This is a genomic window from Xenorhabdus budapestensis, assembly GCF_002632465.1.
In the GTDB taxonomy this organism is placed as follows: Bacteria; Pseudomonadota; Gammaproteobacteria; order Enterobacterales; family Enterobacteriaceae; genus Xenorhabdus; species Xenorhabdus budapestensis.
This window is the reverse complement of the sequence record NZ_NIBS01000007.1, coordinates 1-19,266: the sequence shown is the minus strand read 5'-3', so window position 1 is coordinate 19,266 and position 19,266 is coordinate 1. Positions and strand designations below refer to the sequence as shown.

The 19,266-nt window shown below is 40.4% G+C and carries 9 protein-coding genes and 1 pseudogene; 8 read left to right on the top strand and 2 right to left on the bottom strand.

The annotated features are described in order from the left end of the window. The first annotated feature begins 1 nt into the window (after position 1). From Xbud_RS08495 to Xbud_RS08460, 8 genes are all read left to right on the top strand, one after another. Positions 2-7,114 carry a non-ribosomal peptide synthetase gene (locus tag Xbud_RS08495; protein ID WP_169923040.1) on the top strand — a complete coding sequence of 2,371 codons (7,113 nt, stop codon included), beginning with the start codon at positions 2-4 and terminating at the stop codon, positions 7,112-7,114. 136 nt (positions 7,115-7,250) lie between these two features. After that, complete coding sequence (locus tag Xbud_RS08490) at positions 7,251-7,889, top strand: DUF2306 domain-containing protein (RefSeq protein ID WP_169923039.1); 639 nt, start codon at positions 7,251-7,253, stop codon at positions 7,887-7,889. Between the two features lie 24 nt (positions 7,890-7,913). Then, positions 7,914-10,271, top strand: coding sequence for an efflux RND transporter permease subunit (locus tag Xbud_RS08485; protein WP_099135662.1), 2,358 nt, complete (start codon positions 7,914-7,916; stop codon positions 10,269-10,271). A gap of 66 nt (positions 10,272-10,337) precedes the next feature. Further along, a complete protein-coding gene (locus Xbud_RS08480) occupies positions 10,338-11,150 on the top strand; it encodes an outer membrane lipoprotein-sorting protein (protein ID WP_099135661.1) in 813 nt (270 codons plus the stop codon). Positions 11,151-11,168: 18 nt separating this feature from the next. Beyond that, entirely contained in the window at positions 11,169-12,398 is a 1,230-nt protein-coding gene (locus Xbud_RS08475; RefSeq protein WP_099135660.1) for a hypothetical protein, read from the top strand. 20 nt (positions 12,399-12,418) lie between these two features. Next, complete coding sequence (locus tag Xbud_RS08470) at positions 12,419-14,113, top strand: amino acid adenylation domain-containing protein (protein ID WP_099135659.1); 1,695 nt, start codon at positions 12,419-12,421, stop codon at positions 14,111-14,113. A gap of 157 nt (positions 14,114-14,270) precedes the next feature. Next, the gene (locus Xbud_RS08465) at positions 14,271-14,648 is read left to right on the top strand and encodes a VOC family protein (RefSeq protein ID WP_099135658.1); all 378 of its coding nucleotides are present in this window, start codon (positions 14,271-14,273) and stop codon (positions 14,646-14,648) included. Positions 14,649-15,249: 601 nt separating this feature from the next. Next, entirely contained in the window at positions 15,250-16,563 is a 1,314-nt protein-coding gene (locus Xbud_RS08460; protein ID WP_169923038.1) for a cation:proton antiporter, read from the top strand. Positions 16,564-16,658: 95 nt separating this feature from the next. Here Xbud_RS08460 and Xbud_RS08455 read toward each other — a convergent pair. Together Xbud_RS08455 and Xbud_RS08450 are read right to left on the bottom strand one after the other, a co-directional pair. Continuing rightward, a pseudogene (locus Xbud_RS08455) lies at positions 16,659-16,760 on the bottom strand (integrase core domain-containing protein); the annotation flags it as partial. Between the two features lie 11 nt (positions 16,761-16,771). Further along, a complete protein-coding gene (locus Xbud_RS08450; protein ID WP_099135656.1) occupies positions 16,772-18,088 on the bottom strand; it encodes a phage tail fiber protein in 1,317 nt (438 codons plus the stop codon). Positions 18,089-19,266 lie beyond the last annotated feature (1,178 nt).

The following is a 19,266-nucleotide window of genomic DNA, read 5'->3' as shown; positions in this document are numbered from 1 at the left end:
TATGGGCGGAAAATGTAATATTAGCCATATCAATGAATTAATTAATATATTAATGATTGAGCACTCAGTTGATTTCAGTAATGATCTGTTTGATCAGGGAATGACATCGAAATCAATCATGCTGTTGCTGATCCGTATTCGGGAACGTTTTGACGTTGATATTGACCTTGATGAGTTTTTGCATATTCCCACAATGGCGCGCCTGAGTTATTTGATTACCAGGCAGATTGAGAACAATAAGCAGGATGCTGGAGAGCCTGTCATAGCAGGCAGTCAACATTCAGAGACCTTACAACAGTTTGGGAAAAACCCCGTTCTTACGGTGGGTAATGAACTGTCTGTATTGTCATCATTATCAGAAAAACAGGCATTTAAAGAAAAACAGCTCAATATCCGCCATTTGAACAGCAATTATGACACTGTTCGGGCTAAGACTCTCTCGCCAGAGCAATTTCAGCATCAATATAACGTTCGCCGCACTTTCAGGTCATTTGATGATGCACCAATGCAAAAAGAGAGTGTACTGGGGTGGCTGAGTGCACTCAACGCTATGCTTATTGATGGCAGTCATCGATATCTCTATCCATCGGCTGGCGGAACCTACAGTGTCCAGATTTATGTCGAGATAAAACCTGGCAGAGTCGGGGGATTTTCAACCGGGTTTTATTACTATAATCCGGTTGAACACAAGCTGGATAAAATTTCATCGGATGAGTTGCCGCACAATAGTCATTTTTACTATAACCGCACCTATTATGACAATGCGCACTGCTGCTTATATTTTGTGGTTGAATACGATGGTATTAGCCCTCTGTATAAAGAGAAAAGTGATTTTTTTGCTGCAATTGAAATCGGTGCGATAGTCCAACTGCTTTCACAACAACAAGCGTACTACCCTATTGGCTCCTGCCCGTTATCTGGCGTTGATGAACCCTCTTTAGCTGACGTACTGAAGCTCAAGGAGAGCCAGCGAACACTTTTAGGTATGGCTTTTGGGCTGGTGGAGAAAGCACAGCTCTGGGAGCATGAGAACAGCAGCATTGAGACGCAGGGGCAGAATATTGCAATTATTGGCGTACAGGGGAAATACCCTGGTGCACCAGACGTTGAAACATTCTGGAATAACCTCAAAGAGCAGAAATGTTGTTTCTCCCAAGTCCCTGATAGCCGTTGGGGAAGAAAGGAACTTTTTGAACATTGGGGGGGATTTGTTAATTCGATTACGGATTTTAATTCTGATTTTTTTGCCATTTCAGCAACCGAACTGGAACGAGTGTCTGCTCAGGAAGCCTGCTTTTTAACCGGTGTTTACGAGCTATTAGACTGTGCAGGATACAACGGCGAAAATTTGCAGAGTCTGGGGCAGCGTGTTGGCGTCTTCACCGGTGTAATGTGGAATGATCCTGCTTGCTCAGCAGAAGGAATTGAGACATCTGCGAAGTCAGCCAGCCGTTCTACCTTCTCATCAATCGCGAACAGGGTATCCTGGTTTTTCAACTGGACGGGGCCAAGTATTGCCGTAGATACAAGTTGTTCATCTTCATTAACGTCGATCTATCTTGCATGTCAGGCGATTGCGCAGGGTGACTGCGATGTGGCTGTTGCAGGTGGAATAAATCTTTTTGCGCACGCCTCCCACTTTACTAACCTCAAACGATTTAACATGATTTCTGAACGTACAGATGCACAGGCGTTTGGAGAAGAAGCGGCTGGAATTATTCCGGGAGAGGGAGTTGGCGTTGTGCTGTTAAAGCCGCTTTCTCAGGCAGAAGCAGACAACGATCATATTTGGGGAGTGATAAAAGGAGGCAGTATTGCCCATAGCGGTAAAGCATCGGGCTATGGTGTCCCTTCAATGAAACAGCAGAGTGAACTACTCAAAAGCACACTACAGAAAACAGGCTATGATGTAGACGCTGTAGATTATATCGAAGCCGCTGCCGCAGGTGCTGTATTCGGTGATGCGTCAGAAATTCTCGCAATACAGACTGCCTTTGCTGAACGTCATTCTCCTCTGTTTGTCGGCACACTGAAACCAAATATTGGGCATCTTGAGTCCGCCTCAGGTATATCACAGTTAACGAAAGTTCTGTTGCAAATGAAGCACGGGTGTTTATTACCCGTCATGCCATATAACACCATTAATCCGTTGATAAAACTGGATGGCAGTCCGATAAATATTGTGGCTGAACAGCGTCAATGGCAGGGAACCCGGCAACATCCTAAACTGGCTATGGTGAATAGCTTTGGCAGCACTGGCTCATATGCCAATCTGTTGCTGCAAAGCTATCATCCGTCAGCGCAATGTTTGCAGGAGCGAGCGAATATTAGCCTGCCGGAATTGTTTGTTTTGTCAGCGAAATCATCGGACTGTCTGCGACGTTATGCAGAACGTTGGGCGCATTTTCTTGAATCGGAATTGAAAAATAACGGGGAAGAAAATAACAGGAAAATAATGCTGCAACAGATATTTGCAGTAACCCAGTCAGGACGGGAACATTTTAATCAGCGCTTAGCCATTCCCGCCAGCTCATTATCCGAGCTTCTGACAAAGCTGAAACAATGGATTGCAGAAGGTTCTGGAATCGGTATTTATCAAAGTAATGTTTCTTGCATTGGAGCAGACGGGCGAGATCGCTTGGTATTCAGTGTGGAGCAGAATCATGAGATTGCAGAAGCCTGGGTCAATGGTCAATGGCAGAACTGGCGGCATTTTTACAGGAACGAGCCGCTTCCCAAAATGCCACTGCCGATTTATCCGCTTTATGAAACTCATAACACAATGGCGGAGGCGGGCGGTATTTCACCATTACAAACAGCAGGAGAAAAATCGCTCAGTATAAAAGAGCTCCTGCTTTCCCTGATTGCCCGCATATTGCAACAACCTTTAGCGCAAATTGATAGCAGTATGAGCCTGTTTGCTTTGGGGATGTCATCATCTCAGGCAGTAAAATTGGTACGGATGGTGGAACAATATACGGGGATGAGTCTTCCGATCGCGATTTTGCTGGAGAAAAACTCAGTGGCTGAGCTGTCGGATTATCTGATGGAACAGTATGGCGAAATAAAAGTGAATGCCAGCGCGACATCTGGACATCAGGAGCAGATTCAGACTGTACAAGCTCAGGCTGTAAATACAAATGGTTCTGTCAAACAGGCGAGAAGACCTGAAACCTATCCGCTATCTGAAGGCCAAAAAGGGTTATGGGTTCTCCATAAACACGCGCCCCAAAATAGCGCTTACAACTGTCCGGTGTGTTTCCGGGTGAATGGCCTGATAGATCTACAGTTATTTCAACAAGCGTTGGATTTACTGGTCAGGCGCTATCCCATACTGTCAACAACGGTTTTCGAAGAGGAAGGGAGTCCTTATTTATTCAATAACCCCCAAAGTGCGTTAAGGGTGAATGTTGAAACAGAGATGTCATTGACTGAGCGGGAACTTGAAACCTATCTGTCGGAGAAGATAAATCAACCTTTTGATTTCAATAGCGATGCATTGTTACGGGTCAATTTGTTGTATCTGTCTGAAACAGAGACCCTCATTTTATTGTGTGCACATCATATTATTGTGGATGCCGTTTCTGTTAATCCAATGGTCTCTGCGTTATTCAACTTTTATCACCAATTGTCGCTGAATCAGAAGCCTGTTGTTGAGACAGGCAAGGGCAGCTGGTATGACTTTGTTATGTACGAACAAGTACTTTTACAAAGTGACGAAGGAAAACGTCGGTTAGATTATTGGGTTCATACACTGGCGGGAGCACCTGTTTCAACAAAATTGCTGGCGGACAGCTCATATCTGAACGTTGAAAAATATCAAGGAGAAACATTGACACGGATGTTATCCGCACATTTTTCAGCGAAATTAAAAGTCTTCGCCAGCACGCATTCTGTTTACTTGTCATCCGTTTTTTTAAGTCTATTCCAGTTAGTTATTCACCGTTTTACCAGGCAGGACGATATTGTCATTGGTATGCCGACGGATGCCAGAACAGAAGAATATCAGCGAGAAGAGATTGGCTATTATGTTTATCCTATCCCTATTCGCAGCCAGCTATCACAGGATACATACTATCCAGAGTATCTGAGAACGTTACAACAGAAGGTACTGGATGGATTAGCTCATGCCTTACCCTTTCCTGTCGTGGTAAGAACATTAAATCTGTCTCAGAGCATAGATGATGCACCGCTGTTTCAGATGGCTTTCGTCTATCAACAAGCTATGCCGCAAAGCGAATCTCCGGCCTTAGGCAAACTCACATCGGCAGAACATTTAACGCAATATTCTCAGACCGGAGAATATGAGTTCATGTTAGAAGTCGTTGAGGCAGCGGAAACATTCACATTAAACATCAAATACAACCCTTCTTTATATCGCCAATCAACTGCGTTGAGAGTCATTGAACACTTAGAGAGGTTATTACAGGAAGTTGTTGAACAACCTGAGCGGAAGCTGATTGATTTTCCTCTGATGGATCAGAAAGAGTCTGTGCAAATCCTTGAGGAATGGAACCGTACCTCAGTCAATCTGGGAGATGCGTGCTGCGTCCATGAACTGTTTGAACAACAGGTAGCAAAAACGCCGGAAGCAGTGGCGGTGGTATTTGGAGATGTCACCCTGACGTACCAAGAACTCAATGTGAAAGCAAACCAACTGGCGTACTGTTTGCAGGAGCTTGGCGTTCAGGTGGGAACACGGGTCGCTATCTGTATGCAGCGTTCTGTGGAAATGATTGTGGGTTTATTAGGTATTTTAAAAGCAGGCGGGGCTTATGTTCCTCTTGAACCTGGTTATCCTGCTCAGCGCCTTGCTTATATCTTGAAAGATTCGGGTGTTTCCGTTGTATTAACGCAGAAGCATCATCAGTCAATTTTTACTCACTTTAATGGGAAGCTGGTGTTTTTAAATGCTCAGCGTACCGAATTGCATTCTCACAACGTTTTGCCGAATCCTGTGGGGAGCACGCCGGATAACCTGTGCTATGTATTGTATACATCAGGTTCGACAGGTACTCCCAAAGGATGCATGTTATCGCATTCCGCTATCGTCAATCGGCTTCGCTGGATGCAGGATAAATATCGGTTGAATGCAACAGATAACGTCCTGCAAAAGACGCCATATAGTTTTGATGTTTCCGTATGGGAATTTTTCTGGCCATTGATATCAGGAGCGAAACTGGTCTTTGCTATTCCTGAAGGACATAAAGATCCTGATTATCTTATCCGGCTGATTTGCGAACAGAAAATCACCACCTGCCATTTTGTTCCTTCTATGCTGAATGTGTTCATCAATACGCGTGGCAGCGATAAATGTGTTTCATTAACGCGTATTTTTACCAGCGGAGAGGCATTGCCGTATAGCGTACTGGAGCGCGTAAACCAAAAATTGCAGGTCAAACTCCATAATCTCTATGGCCCAACCGAAGCCGCCATTGATGTCAGTTATTGGGAAGCGGAAAAGCGGCAAGATAAAAAAACGTTTATAGGGAAACCTATTGCCAATACTCAACTGTATATCGTAGATGACCACATGAACCTTTTGCCGATTGGGGCGCCGGGGGAGTTATTAATTGGCGGTGCTGGTCTGGCAAAAGGGTATTTAAATTTACCGGAGCTGACTGCGAAGTGTTTCGTTTCTAATCCGTTTTCATACGATCCGGCAGAAAAAGTCTACCGCACAGGCGACCTTGCAAGGTGGTCAGCAGATGGCAACATTGAATTTTTGGGCAGGATTGACACCCAGGTCAAAGTCAGGGGATTCCGCATTGAATTAGGTGAGATTGAAGAATGTCTGAAGAGTTGTAAGGACGTTAAAGCTGGAGCCGTTCTTTTAAAGGAAGATGAATATGCTGGTAATTTTATTACCGCCTATGTGGTGTTACACCCGAATGTGGCTGTCTCTATCAAACAACTGAATGCTTTTCTGAAACAACATTTACCGGATTTTATGATTCCTGCGCAGCTAATTATCTTGGATGAGTTGCCAGTCACAAGTAACGGGAAGCTCGACAGAAAGGCACTGGCTGCATTAGAGGCGACACCAATATCCGATAAAGCGTTTGTTGCGCCATCCTCTGCTATTGAACAACAACTGGCGGATATCTGGAAAGATGTTCTCAATCTGAAACAAATTGGTATTAACGATAATTTCTTTGAAATAGGGGGTCACTCGTTAACCGCAATCACACTCTTGTCCCGCATTCAGGATGTATTTCCTGAAAATAAGCTGTCTTTAATCCCGTTTTATCAGGCACCCACGATCGCAGGAATAATTCCCTATATATCCGGCGTTGGAAGCGCAGAAGTTGAAAACGTAGCAAAGGGGCTTTTGTCATTACTGCACAGAGGTCAGGAAAAGACTCAGATAACGCTGGTCTGTGTACCTTATGCGGGGGCGGCGGCAACGGTCTATCAGCCATTGGCTCACGCGTTAGCGAAAAAGAACGCCGGCTATTCAGTCTATGGTGTCACAGTCCCCGGTAATGCATTTGGCAGCAGGCACGAAGAAGCAGACATGGACTATGACATGATTGCCGAACTGTGTGCCAGAGAGATAGTAGAGCAAATTTCAGGAAAAGTGGTCATTTATGGTCATTGTGTTGGAAGTTATTTGGCACTGGAGATTGCCCGGCGACTTGAATTAAAAGGAAAGCCCGCCGAGTTTTTAGTGACTGCGGCGGCTTTCCCATTACCACGAATTATTCGCTATCTGCCGTTCAATGATCGATGGAAACATAAAAGCGATGGCGCCTTATTACGGTTACTCAAAAAGTGGGGAATTCCCACTAATGAGGGGCTGGAGGATTCTGTTGCCCGCTTTTTAGTATCCCGTTTCAGGAAAGATGCAAGGCTGGCATATCAATACGAGAAAAAACGGGGCGATTGGCGGATAAAAACCCCGTTGGTGAGTTTAGTGAGTAAGCAAGATCCTCTAACCAAAAAGTATGCGTCTCAGTATCTGAAATGGAAACAGTGTGCTCATGAAGTCAGTTTGATCACGTTAGAAGAGGGTCATCACTATTTCATTACAACGTATCCGGAACGGGTAGCTGATGTTATTGAGCAGTTCACACTCAGTCAATCTACTTTCGCTGATCCCAACATCCTGTAGCCACTGGTGATTGGCAAAACGTTAAGAGGGAATAGATATGAAATTACACAACAAGATACTGGTTCGATTTTGTTGGTCATGGATCGCGATAGTGTGCTTGGGCACGATAATTCACGGCATCTATCGGACTTGGTGGGTGGCAGAAGGGGCAAGCGGCAATATACAACCCAACCTGTTAAATCCTAATCAGGCTAATGATATGGAATATATTAAACATCACTATATGTCCTATATACATTTGATTACTGGCATTGTGCTCTATGTCTTAGGGCCTATTCAGTTCGTTGATCGTGTCAGGCGAAAATGGCCAAAAGTGCATAAGTGGTCAGGATATTGTTTCTTTATCACCGTTATGGTGGTGGGTGTGACCGGGATTTTAATGGGAATTCTGTTTCCAGTTGGCGGTACATCAGAAACGGTTTCATCAATTTTGTTTTCTCTCATCATGATGTTTTGCGTTTTGAGATCTATTGCAATGATTTTAAAGAGGAAGGTTGAGCTTCATCGCCAGTGGATGATCCGCAGTTATATGATTTCACTGGGTCCCGCCACAATGCATGCTTTTATTCCGCTTTTTATCCAGATCGGAGGAAAAGACATTGGTGAAGCCCTGGCACTGTCTTTGTGGATTGGATTCACCATCCATCTCATTTTGGCAGAGGTTTGGATCCATAACTCACGACCACCAGAAAAAGGGCAACTCCCTGAATCGAAAAAACGAAAGCAGGCAATTTCGACTTCGGCCTCTCAAGAAAAATACGAAATTACACTTTAGGCTGTTTTTATATAAGGACAGGGCATGAAACCTTCTAACTGGGTAGATAACGCGGCATCGGGTTATGCGCGTTGGGTTGTGAAAGGGCGTTATCTCAATCTTATTTTGGTCTGCATTGTATTGTTTTTTACCTTCAAGGGAATGGAGAACCTGGCATTTACCAGTAGTTATAAAGTCTTTTTCAGCCGGGAAAACCCATTTTTGAATGCGTATGAATCAATGCAGAAAACTTATAGTAATGGTGATAGCGCTTTGATTGTACTGGCACCGAAGGATGGCAATGTTTTCAGCAAACAGTTTCTTTCTATAGTTGAAAAGTTAACAGAAGATGCCTGGCAAGTTCCAAATGCGTATCGTGTTGATTCTATAACTAATTTTCAGGTCACTAAAGCAGATGATGACAATCTGGAAATCAGGAAACTGGTTCCTGATGCGGCAAAGTTAACAAAACATGACTTGGTGGAGATCAAGAAAACAGCGCTGGATGAACCTTTGTTAGTCAAACGCATCATTTCTAAAAATGGTGATGTGACCGCAGTCAATGTGTCTGTGCGCTTGCCAGACGGAGACGACAAAATTGTTGCTGAAGTCGCAGGGTATGTGCGTCAACTGAAAAGCCAGTACACACAAATGTACCCGGATATTGATATCCATCTAACGGGTGTGGCAATGATGTCAAATGCCTTTCCCGAAATCAGCATCAAGGAGATGTCAACAACAATACCTGTTGTATTTCTGATTGTACTTATTCTGACTTTTATGGTGCTGAGATCGTTTAGCGCAACCTTTGTCGTCTGTCTGGTGATTATTTTTTCCATCATTGCAGCATTGGGGGCAGCCGGATACATGGGAATAAAACTGACTCAGGTTTCCGCCAATGTCCCCATCATCGTCATGACGCTGGCGGTTGTTGACAGTATTCATATTTTGGTGACTGTCATTAATCGTATGAAACTGGGGGACAGTAAGCATGACGCAATAATGGAGAGTTTGCGGGTCAATCTCACTCCGGTAATTATTACCAGTGTGACCACTGCTGTGGGATTTCTGGGACTAAATCTGAGTGATGCACCCCCTTTTCACGATTTGGGCAATATGACGGCAATAGGAATGGGGGCAGCACTGTTTTATGCCTTATTCTTACTGCCTGCGTTGCTGGCTGTTTTACCTGTCAGAGTGAAACCCGGTGTACAGAAAAAGCAGCTTTCCATTGAATTTCTGGCGAATTGGATTATCGATAACAGGAGAAAACTACAGTTTGGTACAGTGACATTTGGACTCATCATGCTTGCCTTTATACCCAGGCTGACGGTTGATGAAAATTTTGTCAAAAACTTTGCCAAAGGTCTTGAAATCAGGGATGACTCTGACTTTACCCAAGATCATTTAACCGGGCTTTTCAATATGGAGTTTTCGTTAGGTGCAGGGAAAGAAGGAGGAATAAATGAACCTGAATATATGGCAAAAGTGGATGAGTTTGCCAATTGGTCACGCGCTCAGCCGGGAGTGATGAATGTCAATGTCATCACTGACACAGTGAAACGCATCAACCGGAGTATGAATGGGGATCATGTAGCTTACTACCAGTTACCGACAGACAGAGAAACGATTGCTCAATACCTTTTGCTTTATGAAATGTCTCTGCCTTTGGGGTTAGATCTTAACGATCAGATTGATGTCAGTCGTTCAGCAACCAAAATGACCGTCACTTTTTCTGATTTAAGTACCTTTGAAATGCAAAAGGCAAAAGAGGCACATGAGAAGTGGCTTATTAATAATGCGCCTCCATCAATGCACGCCCATGCCGCCAGTGCATCGTTAATGTACACCTATCTAATGAACACCAATATCAAAGGGTTATTAGTCGGTACGGCTATCTCGTTTCTAATTATCACTCTCTGTCTAGGGATCGTTTTCCGTAGTGTGAAATATGCATTGATTAGCATGCTACCTAATATATTGCCCATCTTTATGGCCTTCGGTTTATGGAGCATCATTGACGGCGTTGTGGGAATAGCGGCCGCAACAATCGCGACCATGACATTAGGTATTGTTGTCGATGACACAGTCTATTTTGTGTACAAATATCTCCGTGCACGCCGTGAACACAAAATGGAACCAGAGGATGCCGTGCGTTATTCCTTCTCAACGGTTGGTATCGCTCTGCTATCGACCAGCATCATTTTTATCTGTGGCTTCGGCTCTATGGTGCATTCAGATTTCTTAATGAATGCGCAAATGGGGATTTTTACCGTCATGACGGTGACTTTTGCACTCTTGCTTGATTTCTTGTTGTTGCCGACGTTGTTGATAGCAATAGACAGTAAGACTAAGAAAAAGAAACCCACCGTTCCTGATGAACCACTGATGATAAAAATGTGACGATGACCTGATAGCTTGCTGTGGTGCATTGAACGAATAATTAGGATGTATTTAGGAGAAAACATAATGAAAAAATTCTTTGTTCAGATTTTAAGAATAAAAGGATTCTCATTGGCATATCTATTTATTTTTGGGTTACTGAGTTTCCCCACATTTGCTTCAGAGGAGCAGGGGAGAGAAATAATACAAGAGGCTATCGCCAGAGATAATGGTTTTGGTGATACGGTTACTGATCTCAAGATGACACTATTAAATGCGGAAGGTCAGGAAAGTCATCGTTATTTAAAGATTAGTACGCTGGAAGTCGCCGGGGATGGCGATAAATTATTGACTTTTTTTGAGCAACCCAGAGATATAAAAGGCACAGCCTTGTTGGCCTTTACACATTTAGACCGGGATGATGAGCAATGGATATATTTACCTGCATCACGGCGTGTAAAGCGTATTTCTTCCAGCAATAAATCGGGATCTTTTATGGGAAGTGAATTTGCCTATGAAGACTTGGCTTCCGAAGAGATTGAGAAATACAAAATGTACAACTACTTGGGAGAAAAGCCTTGTGGACAACAAAGCTGCTTTATTGTTGAGAGAAAACCTGTTGATAAAGAATCAGGATATGCCCGGCAGATTGTGTGGATAGACAAAGACTTCTACCGATTTATCAGAATTGATTACTACGATCGTCGTAATGCGCTGTTGAAAACAAGAACATTCGACGACTATCAACTTTATATGGATAAGTATTGGCGTTCTTTAGAAATTACGATGCAGAACCATCAATCGAACAAAACAACGAAATTGCTGGTGAGAAATATTCAATTTCAGGCTGGTTTAACGGATCGGGATTTTGACATTGCTGCCTTGAAAAGAACGAGATAGCGCCTGGAGGTACAGACGATGTGGTCAATAGTCAATATTAAGAGGAGCTTTATTTCACAACTGGTCAGTGTGTTGGCAATGTTCGTTTGTTGGAATGTATCAGCAGGAAAATTCGATCTATCTGTAGGATGGGAACAGCGGGTTTTCTTTGAAAATGGCGTGTCTGGTGAGCAGGAAACTGAAAGCCATTCGTTGCAGGCAGGAGGAAAGTACTTTACAGGGTGGGATAACGGCAGCCAACACTTGGTTATGGATGTGCTGTATCGGAAAGACTCCAGCAGCAATAACAGGGAGCCTTTTGAGCCACGAGATTTATATTGGGGATATATCTATAATTCGTGGGAACTTTATGCTGGTTTCAGGAAAGTCTTTTGGGGAACTACGGAGTTTAGTCACCCTGTAGATATTATTAATCAGTCAGATTTGGTCGATGACCCTTTTGGCAACGAAAAACTTGGTCAGCCAATGATTAATATAACCAAAGTGAATGACTGGGGCGTTTTTGATCTGTTTTTTCTTACCGGATTCAGAGAGAGAACTTTTCCTGACCACAAAGCGAGATTACGTGCCGAATTGGATGTTGACACTCGCAATGCCGTTTATCAGCATGCTGATAAAAAATCAAAGCTGGATTTTGCCGTGCGCAGCCATCATACATTAGGTAACGTCGATTTAGGATTATCCTATTTTAATGGCACTGAACGTACACCGGAGCTTGTTTTAAACAGTAACAATCAACTGGTTCCCTATTATGGACAGATTCAGCAGATTGGATTGGAATATCAATGGAACATTAATAATTGGATCATTAAATGGGAAGGCGCTTACAGGCAAAAAGACCGGCATTTTTCGACAAGTCCTAAAACATCATTTTTGGTTTATTCAGGCGGTTTGGAATATACCCGTTATGGCGTTTGGGGAAGCAGTGCTAATTTGACTTTTTTTCTGGAATATATGAAAGACACTCGTAATAAATTTTCAGATACCCCCTTTGAAAATGATGTTTTTGCAGGCGTTCAATTTTCTGCCAATGATGAACAAGATTTGGTTTTGTTTTTAGGCGTGACTCAGGATATTCATAACGGTTCCAGGGCATGGACATTTAATGGCAGCCGACGATTAGGCGACAAATTTAAATTATCACTAAACGGTGCTATTTTTGAAAATTTAAATTCCGAAGATCTGTTATACAGCTTCCGTAATGAAAGTTATGTTGGAATAAAGTTTATCTATTTCTTCGGTATCTAAAACTCATTAAAGGGTTAAAAATGGATAAAGAAAATTTTCTGAATATGTCTGAAAGGCATCAACAGAAAGTATTATCAGAATTACTTGGTTTAATTTCTGCTCAAGATTATTCAGGAGATCTTGATGAACGATTAACTAAGCATGATTTGGATAATATCTCACTGATTTCATGGTTTGAATCAATAGTTGAACGTTATTGTGAAAAAACAGCGCTGATATTAAATAAAGAGAGAATGAGTTATGGTGAGCTGAATAAGAGAGCAAATCAGGTCGCACATTATTTACTGGCAAAAGTACCAGGAAGCAAATGTATAGGTATCTTTCTGGAACCGTCCTTTGAAATGGTTATCAGTATTATTGGGATATTGAAAGCAGGTTATGCCTATTTGCCAATAGATATTAATAATGCTGCTGAAAGAATAAAATCGATTCTTAATGATGCAAAACCGGACATTATCATCACAAAGAATTTATATTTGAGTGGGCTATCTGGTTTTTCGGGTGAGACTTTCTGTTTTGATAGTAACTATCCGGCACTTTTACATTCATTGGCATTAAACCCCAAGAAAGATATTAAGGGTACGCAATGGGCTTATGTTATCTATACCTCTGGTTCAACAGGGATACCAAAAGGTGTACCAATCGCACATTACAATGTGATTCATCTTTTCCGTGCGACAGAAAGACTATTTGATTTTTCCGATAAAGATGTTTGGACTTGTTTTCACTCAATAGCATTTGATTTCTCCGTTTGGGAAATTTGGGGAGCGCTTTTAAAAGGAGGAATACTGGTGGTGGTTCCTTATAATATCAGTCGCAATCCTCCCAAGTTTTATGAGTTATTAGTACGTGAAAAAGTAACGGTATTAAATCAAACTCCAACGGCATTTAGATTACTGCTCCAGACAGATGACTATATGTCAAACAAAACAGAACCTCTTAGCCTGCGATACGTTATCTTTGGTGGAGAAATGTTGAATATATCAAGCCTTCGTCAATGGACAGACAAGTATGGCTATCAACGACCTGAATTAATCAATATGTATGGTATTACAGAAACAACAGTACATGTTACTTTTCATAAGATTAGCCCCGATGATTTAATCAGTAATGTAAGCCCGATTGGATTACCTTTACCAGGCTTGATAATTCACTTATTAAATGAGGCAGGTCAGCCAGTAAAAGAAAATCAGGCTGGAGAGATGTATATTGCAGGTTTAGGCGTTGCCAATGGTTATTTAAATCGCCCGGAGTTAAGCCGTGAGAAGTTCATTACTAACCCCTTTGAAAAATTATCTGCAAATTTGTACCGTACTGGTGACCTTGCTCAGTATATGGAAAATGGTGAGTTGTGTTATCTGGGACGTATCGATAATCAGATTCAAATTAGAGGATTTCGGGTTGAACTGGGTGAGATTGAAAATGCAATGCGGAAATTAAGTTTTGTAAAAGATGCTATTGCCACTATATATAGACAAGAACGATATAGACAAGAACAAAACGATTTGAAAATTGTTGTGGTATATCAATCTAATACAGTTGATGAGATTAAGCATAAAGAAATCAGACAGTTATTAAAAGAATATCTTCCTGATTATATGCTGCCGGATTTTACGGCAAGGGTAGTGGAATTTCCAATAAATAAAAATGGCAAGTTAGACCTAAGCCAGATTGGATGGGATAAAAAGGGCATAAATGACGAAAATGTAATATGAACTAATAGTGATTATATTAATTTGGTATTATATTAAATTTATCCTTGTTCTATTTTGTTAAGCGATCTATCAAATTTAAGCAATAAATTGCGGTTTTTGTTTATCTCCAATAAACTCATTTTTGATATTTGTAAAAATAGAACATAGGGGAGTGGCAATGATTGGTTATATAACATTGGGTACGAATGATTTTTCCCGTGCAGCTAAATTCTACGATGAGCTGCTTGCTGAGTTAGGCGCCCAGCGTGTCATGGAAACACCGACTTTTATCGCCTGGGGGCCGGATTTTAATGTGACAAATCTGTGCATTATTAAGCCGTTTGATGGTAATCCGGCAACCGTGAGTAATGGGGGAATGATTGCGCTCAATGTTGATAGTCAAGAAAAGGTCGATCAAGTGTATAACAAAGCTATTGCTCTTGGAGCAATGGATGAAGGAAAACCTGGCCCTCGTGGCGAGCATGGCTTTTATGCTGCTTACTTCAGAGATCTTGACGGTAATAAATTGAATATCTTCTGTATGTTACAGGGATAATCGCTATTATTAGGATGTACACAGGCAACTATTATAAAGTTGCCTGAAATAACTAAATTAAAAGTTAATGGTCAATTATTATTTATTTTGGTCATCATGGTTAAAATATATTGATTCTGTAGTTTAAATTGGCATTGCTACAAAACATTTAATTATTGTAAAAGCACTCCCCCAACATGCTTTTTTCATGGCTAAGCCAAGTTTATCATGAAAGAAGGGATTTATTTTTATAAATAAGAATTAGAGGTCATTATATAGATAGAAATTGATAATGTTAAAGTGATTTATACCCTATGGATTTCAAGATATAACTTGAAAGACGACGGGTATAATCATGTAATTAAATGCGGTGTATCTTTTCATGCCAAATAAATTTTATTATTTGGTGTTGATATATGCCTCTGATTCTTTTTATTTAAAAAATGAGAGGTGAATCATTACAGTTACAAAACCTGACAGTGCTTTTTTATATGAAACTTATTACCACTATCTTTAGTGGAAGTTATTTATATGTATTTTATATATCTTCAATAATGGTTTATTTGTGAATGAATGGTCTTGGATCTTTCATTCCATTTAACATTAAATGGAATTTATTGATATGACTGAAAAAAATAATACGCTAATTGCCTCATTGGTAAATGAAGGTGCATCGGCTGTTGGTTCCTCGGCTGAGGAGATTTTATTGAGATTGCTATATCAGTTAATTATTATTCTTATTGTTACACGACTCTTTGTTTGGATTAGCCGCTCTTTTTTAGGGCAAACGGCCGTTGCAGGAGAAATATTGGCAGGCTTGGTTTTAGGGCCAAGTATAGCAGGAGCGTTATTTCCAGAACTAATGGAAAGTATTTTTCCAAAAGAGAGCTCAACGATTTTCATAGGAATTTCTCAGATTGGGCTCATTTTATTAATGTTTGAAATAGGGCTTGAATTTGAATTCGGAGAGAAATTAAGAAAAAGTCGATTTGCGGTCGCTGTGATAAGTATTGCGGGTGTTTTTCTGCCCTTCACGGTAGGTTTCTTTTCTGCTGAATGGATATGGAACTCTATGACAGTCCCACGTCCTGATAAGAATGCTTTCCAATTATTTTTTGCTTTAGCGCTATCGATTACTGCTATTCCAATTCTGGGAAGGATTTTTATGGAGTTGGGGCTGGCTCACACGCGAACAGCGGCTTTAATAATCGGGGCAGCCGCAATTGATGATATAGTTGGTTGGATACTATTAGGTGCGATATTGACACTCTTTGTTTCCAATTATCAGTTTGATCAATTTATGTTTAACATATTTGGTATAGTTATTTATATCATACTGATATTTTTGATTGTCAGACCACTTCTGCGTCGTTGGCTTTCTTCGAGATTAAGAAAAGAAAAGCGACTTAGCCATACTGTTATGGCCTGCATTATCATTGTTCTATTTTTGTCTGCCTCTGTAACGAGTTATCTGGGGATTTTTGCTCTAATCGGTAGCTTTGCTATTGGGGTAGTGTTGCATGAAAATAGAGAGTTTGTCATACGCTGGAAAGAAAGTATTGGTAGTTTGGTGCATGTATTTTTTCTCCCGATATTTTTTACGTATACGGGGCTTCGTACAGATATTGGTAGCCTTAGTGGACCCGATGAATGGATGATGTGTTTACTGGTATGCTTGTTGGCGTTTGTTACAAAGTTTGGCGGAACCTACATTGCCAGTCGATTATTAGGTGAAAATCGCCGTATTGCTGCAACTATTGGCATTTCAATGAACACAAGAGCGTTAATGGAACTTATTGTTCTCAACATTGGTTATGATTTGGGGATTTTGCCGCCTAATATCTTTACCATGCTAGTTATCATGGCTATTTTGAGTACGTTCATTGCAACGCCGCTGATCCGTCGGTTAATGAGGGTTCAAGATATAAGAAATTAAGTTGATTTTCTCGCGTTAGGTTCGAAGCTAAAATGGGATTTTTGTCTGGGTTCTTATGCTATGTGAGATCTCTGACTTCGACTGGCAGATCATTTTTAAGCTTTCATTTTCTCAACAAGAGTTTTATAAGGCGTTTTACCTTTCAAGCCACCGTGTGGTCTGTGATAGTTGTAAAACGCCTTCCATTCTGCCAAATTAGCTTCTAAATCTAGTCCTTAGCAGAAGGCATTTGTACTCGAACAGAAATGAACCTGCCATTGGGAATATCAATCAAATCACCATCAGCATATCCTTCCTGTGTATTTCTGGCGAAAGTGGGGACGTCTGAATGTTCTCGGTGATAAATCATTAATTTGATAGAACCATCGGGTAGGGTTTCGTGATCGACCCAAATTAACGGTAGCTTGTTTTTACATAACGGGATTTCTATTCCACCATATTCCATATCGATATTAATACCTGGAATACCTTTGATATGGTAAATCCCTTCAGAAATGTGCTCGACGACTGCTCCGTGAGATTCTTTATTTGTTTCAAATTTACCGTCATTCCAGATGTTGATGATCGGAGATGTTTTTTTCACAAAACCATTAGGATCAAGTTGGTAATGAGAAGTTGACATTACTACTCCGTCTCCTTTCAGAAGAGACTGGACACTTCTAATTGATCCATCTGGTTTTTTATCTATGAAATTTATAAGAAAGTCAGAATTACCGATAGTATCTTCTATTTCCCCTAAAGTATCATTTGAGTGGGTAGCGCTGATTCCACTATCAATATCATTAGTTATTTTAAAACCACCTACTGTGACATTTCCTCCTATTATAAGATTTCCTCCTATTTTGAAATTTCCTTTTATTGTGGCACTTCCTCTTATTGTGAGATCGCCTCCTTCCGATAGGGTCATTACGCGTGTATTGTTAATATTAATAGCATACCCCAACATATTCGTGTCATTACCACGAATAATCCCAGTTTGGACATTATTTTTATACCATTCGTAATTGGTAAATGATACTGGTGTGTTAGAGGCTCCATCAGTAGATATTAATGTAACTGAGTTATTTTCCTTAGACGAAGTTCCCACCTGAGCAAATTTAAAATATCCCTGATAACTTCCACCATTAGAGGAAACTGCATTTCGTGCCAAAATCACTGTTTCGGTTAATCCAAGATTGTTCACAAATTCAGTTTTATTGGGAATATCGGCACCGTTTTGTTTTTTTTCCAGATATGTATTGGAGTTATTATTATTCGCGTTAATTGCATTCTGATTGGCAGTATTTGCTAAATCATATGCTTTTTTCACTGCTCTTGATGTTGCTGCACGTAATTGGCTATCACTATCAACATCATTACTCAAGATTACAAATCCTTTATCTTCCAATGTTGCATCAGGGTGGTTACGGCTTTGAGCGTGTTCCTCGATAGATTCCTTCACATATTTCCGAGTTGGCACGATGACAAAATCACTATCTTCTGATTCTGAGATTGGTGTATCTGGTTTATTATTTTGTATGCTCATATTAAGTTCCCTCATTTAATCAACAACATGTATTGCTAATTCAGCCAGGTAAATTAATTGAAATATCTTGGCGACATGAAGGCGGGCAACTTATCCGCCGGTGAACATCGATAAAATTGGTTCATCAAAACTGGAGAGTGAGTTCAATTGATTGTTTTATAGATTTGGTCGCTTGTATGTTTGCGAGTTTAAGGATGACACAGAATGGCTGGTGAGACATTAATAAAATCTATACCTCTATCGTTGATGAAATTTGCATCACTTTCTATAACTTATCGTAGTCTATAGCAATAAGTAACTAAAGCATCAGCATAATAGATATTAGTTTCTGAGTTTTACTACTTAGCCAATAACATGATTTTTGCAGTTTTTTGTCGTTCAACAAGAGAGGGGAGAAAAATACTGTCGCCATTATATTAGGAATGGATATTAGAATGTGATTTATATCAAAGAAAAAAGTCACCCGAAGGTGGATTTTTTATTCCCTAACTCGCTATTTTACCAGTCAGTTTTAATTTCAGGCCAGTACTAGTAAATTAAGTTAATTAGTTGAATAAATTGAATTTATTTTTGTTAATTGATGTTGTGCCTTTTTTTATGCTCCTAAATTTATTTGTTATTTTTGCATTCAACTATTTGATTTAATTTTATTTTTTAATTATTAGTGGTTTTCTTTCTGTGCTAAGGTTAATTCTCATATGAAGAGAATAGTTAAGTTCTATCATATGTTGAGAGCCATGTTTTCACATGACTTATTTTTCACGTCAACGATTGTAATGATCAGACTTGCGTATCAACTCAAAAAAGTCTCTTTTAATTTATGAATGAACTAATATTTATATAGTAGAAGACGAACATGTGTGTCTTGAGAGACTCCACACAAGTTAGTACAGCTTCCATACCATCATTACTTCTTTATTTTCAAGTCATTTTCCTCAATTAATGTAATTAGCTCTGTTGTACGGTTGCGTAGCTATGAAGAAATAACTTTTTCACTACTATGCAGAAGTGAAAAAATTTCTGTAATTCTGGATAGTTATCCAAATTAAATGAATTAAAATTAAATAAAGTTTACCTAATAAGTGATTAAGAAAAATTAATTGCAAATTGAGCCCCATAACCTTCCAATAGCGTATTTAGCTCATACTCCATTGTCTCCTGAGTCCAGGTGATAAAAC

Coding starts and splice junctions, on each gene's coding strand:
- Xbud_RS08495 (WP_169923040.1), top strand. CDS start 2: ATGGGCGGAAAATGTAATATTAGCCATATCAATGAATTAATTAATATA.
- Xbud_RS08485 (WP_099135662.1), top strand. CDS start 7,914: ATGAAACCTTCTAACTGGGTAGATAACGCGGCATCGGGTTATGCGCGT.
- Xbud_RS08480 (WP_099135661.1), top strand. CDS start 10,338: ATGAAAAAATTCTTTGTTCAGATTTTAAGAATAAAAGGATTCTCATTG.
- Xbud_RS08475 (WP_099135660.1), top strand. CDS start 11,169: ATGTGGTCAATAGTCAATATTAAGAGGAGCTTTATTTCACAACTGGTC.
- Xbud_RS08470 (WP_099135659.1), top strand. CDS start 12,419: ATGGATAAAGAAAATTTTCTGAATATGTCTGAAAGGCATCAACAGAAA.
- Xbud_RS08465 (WP_099135658.1), top strand. CDS start 14,271: ATGATTGGTTATATAACATTGGGTACGAATGATTTTTCCCGTGCAGCT.
- Xbud_RS08460 (WP_169923038.1), top strand. CDS start 15,250: ATGACTGAAAAAAATAATACGCTAATTGCCTCATTGGTAAATGAAGGT.
- Xbud_RS08450 (WP_099135656.1), bottom strand. CDS start 18,088: ATGAGCATACAAAATAATAAACCAGATACACCAATCTCAGAATCAGAA.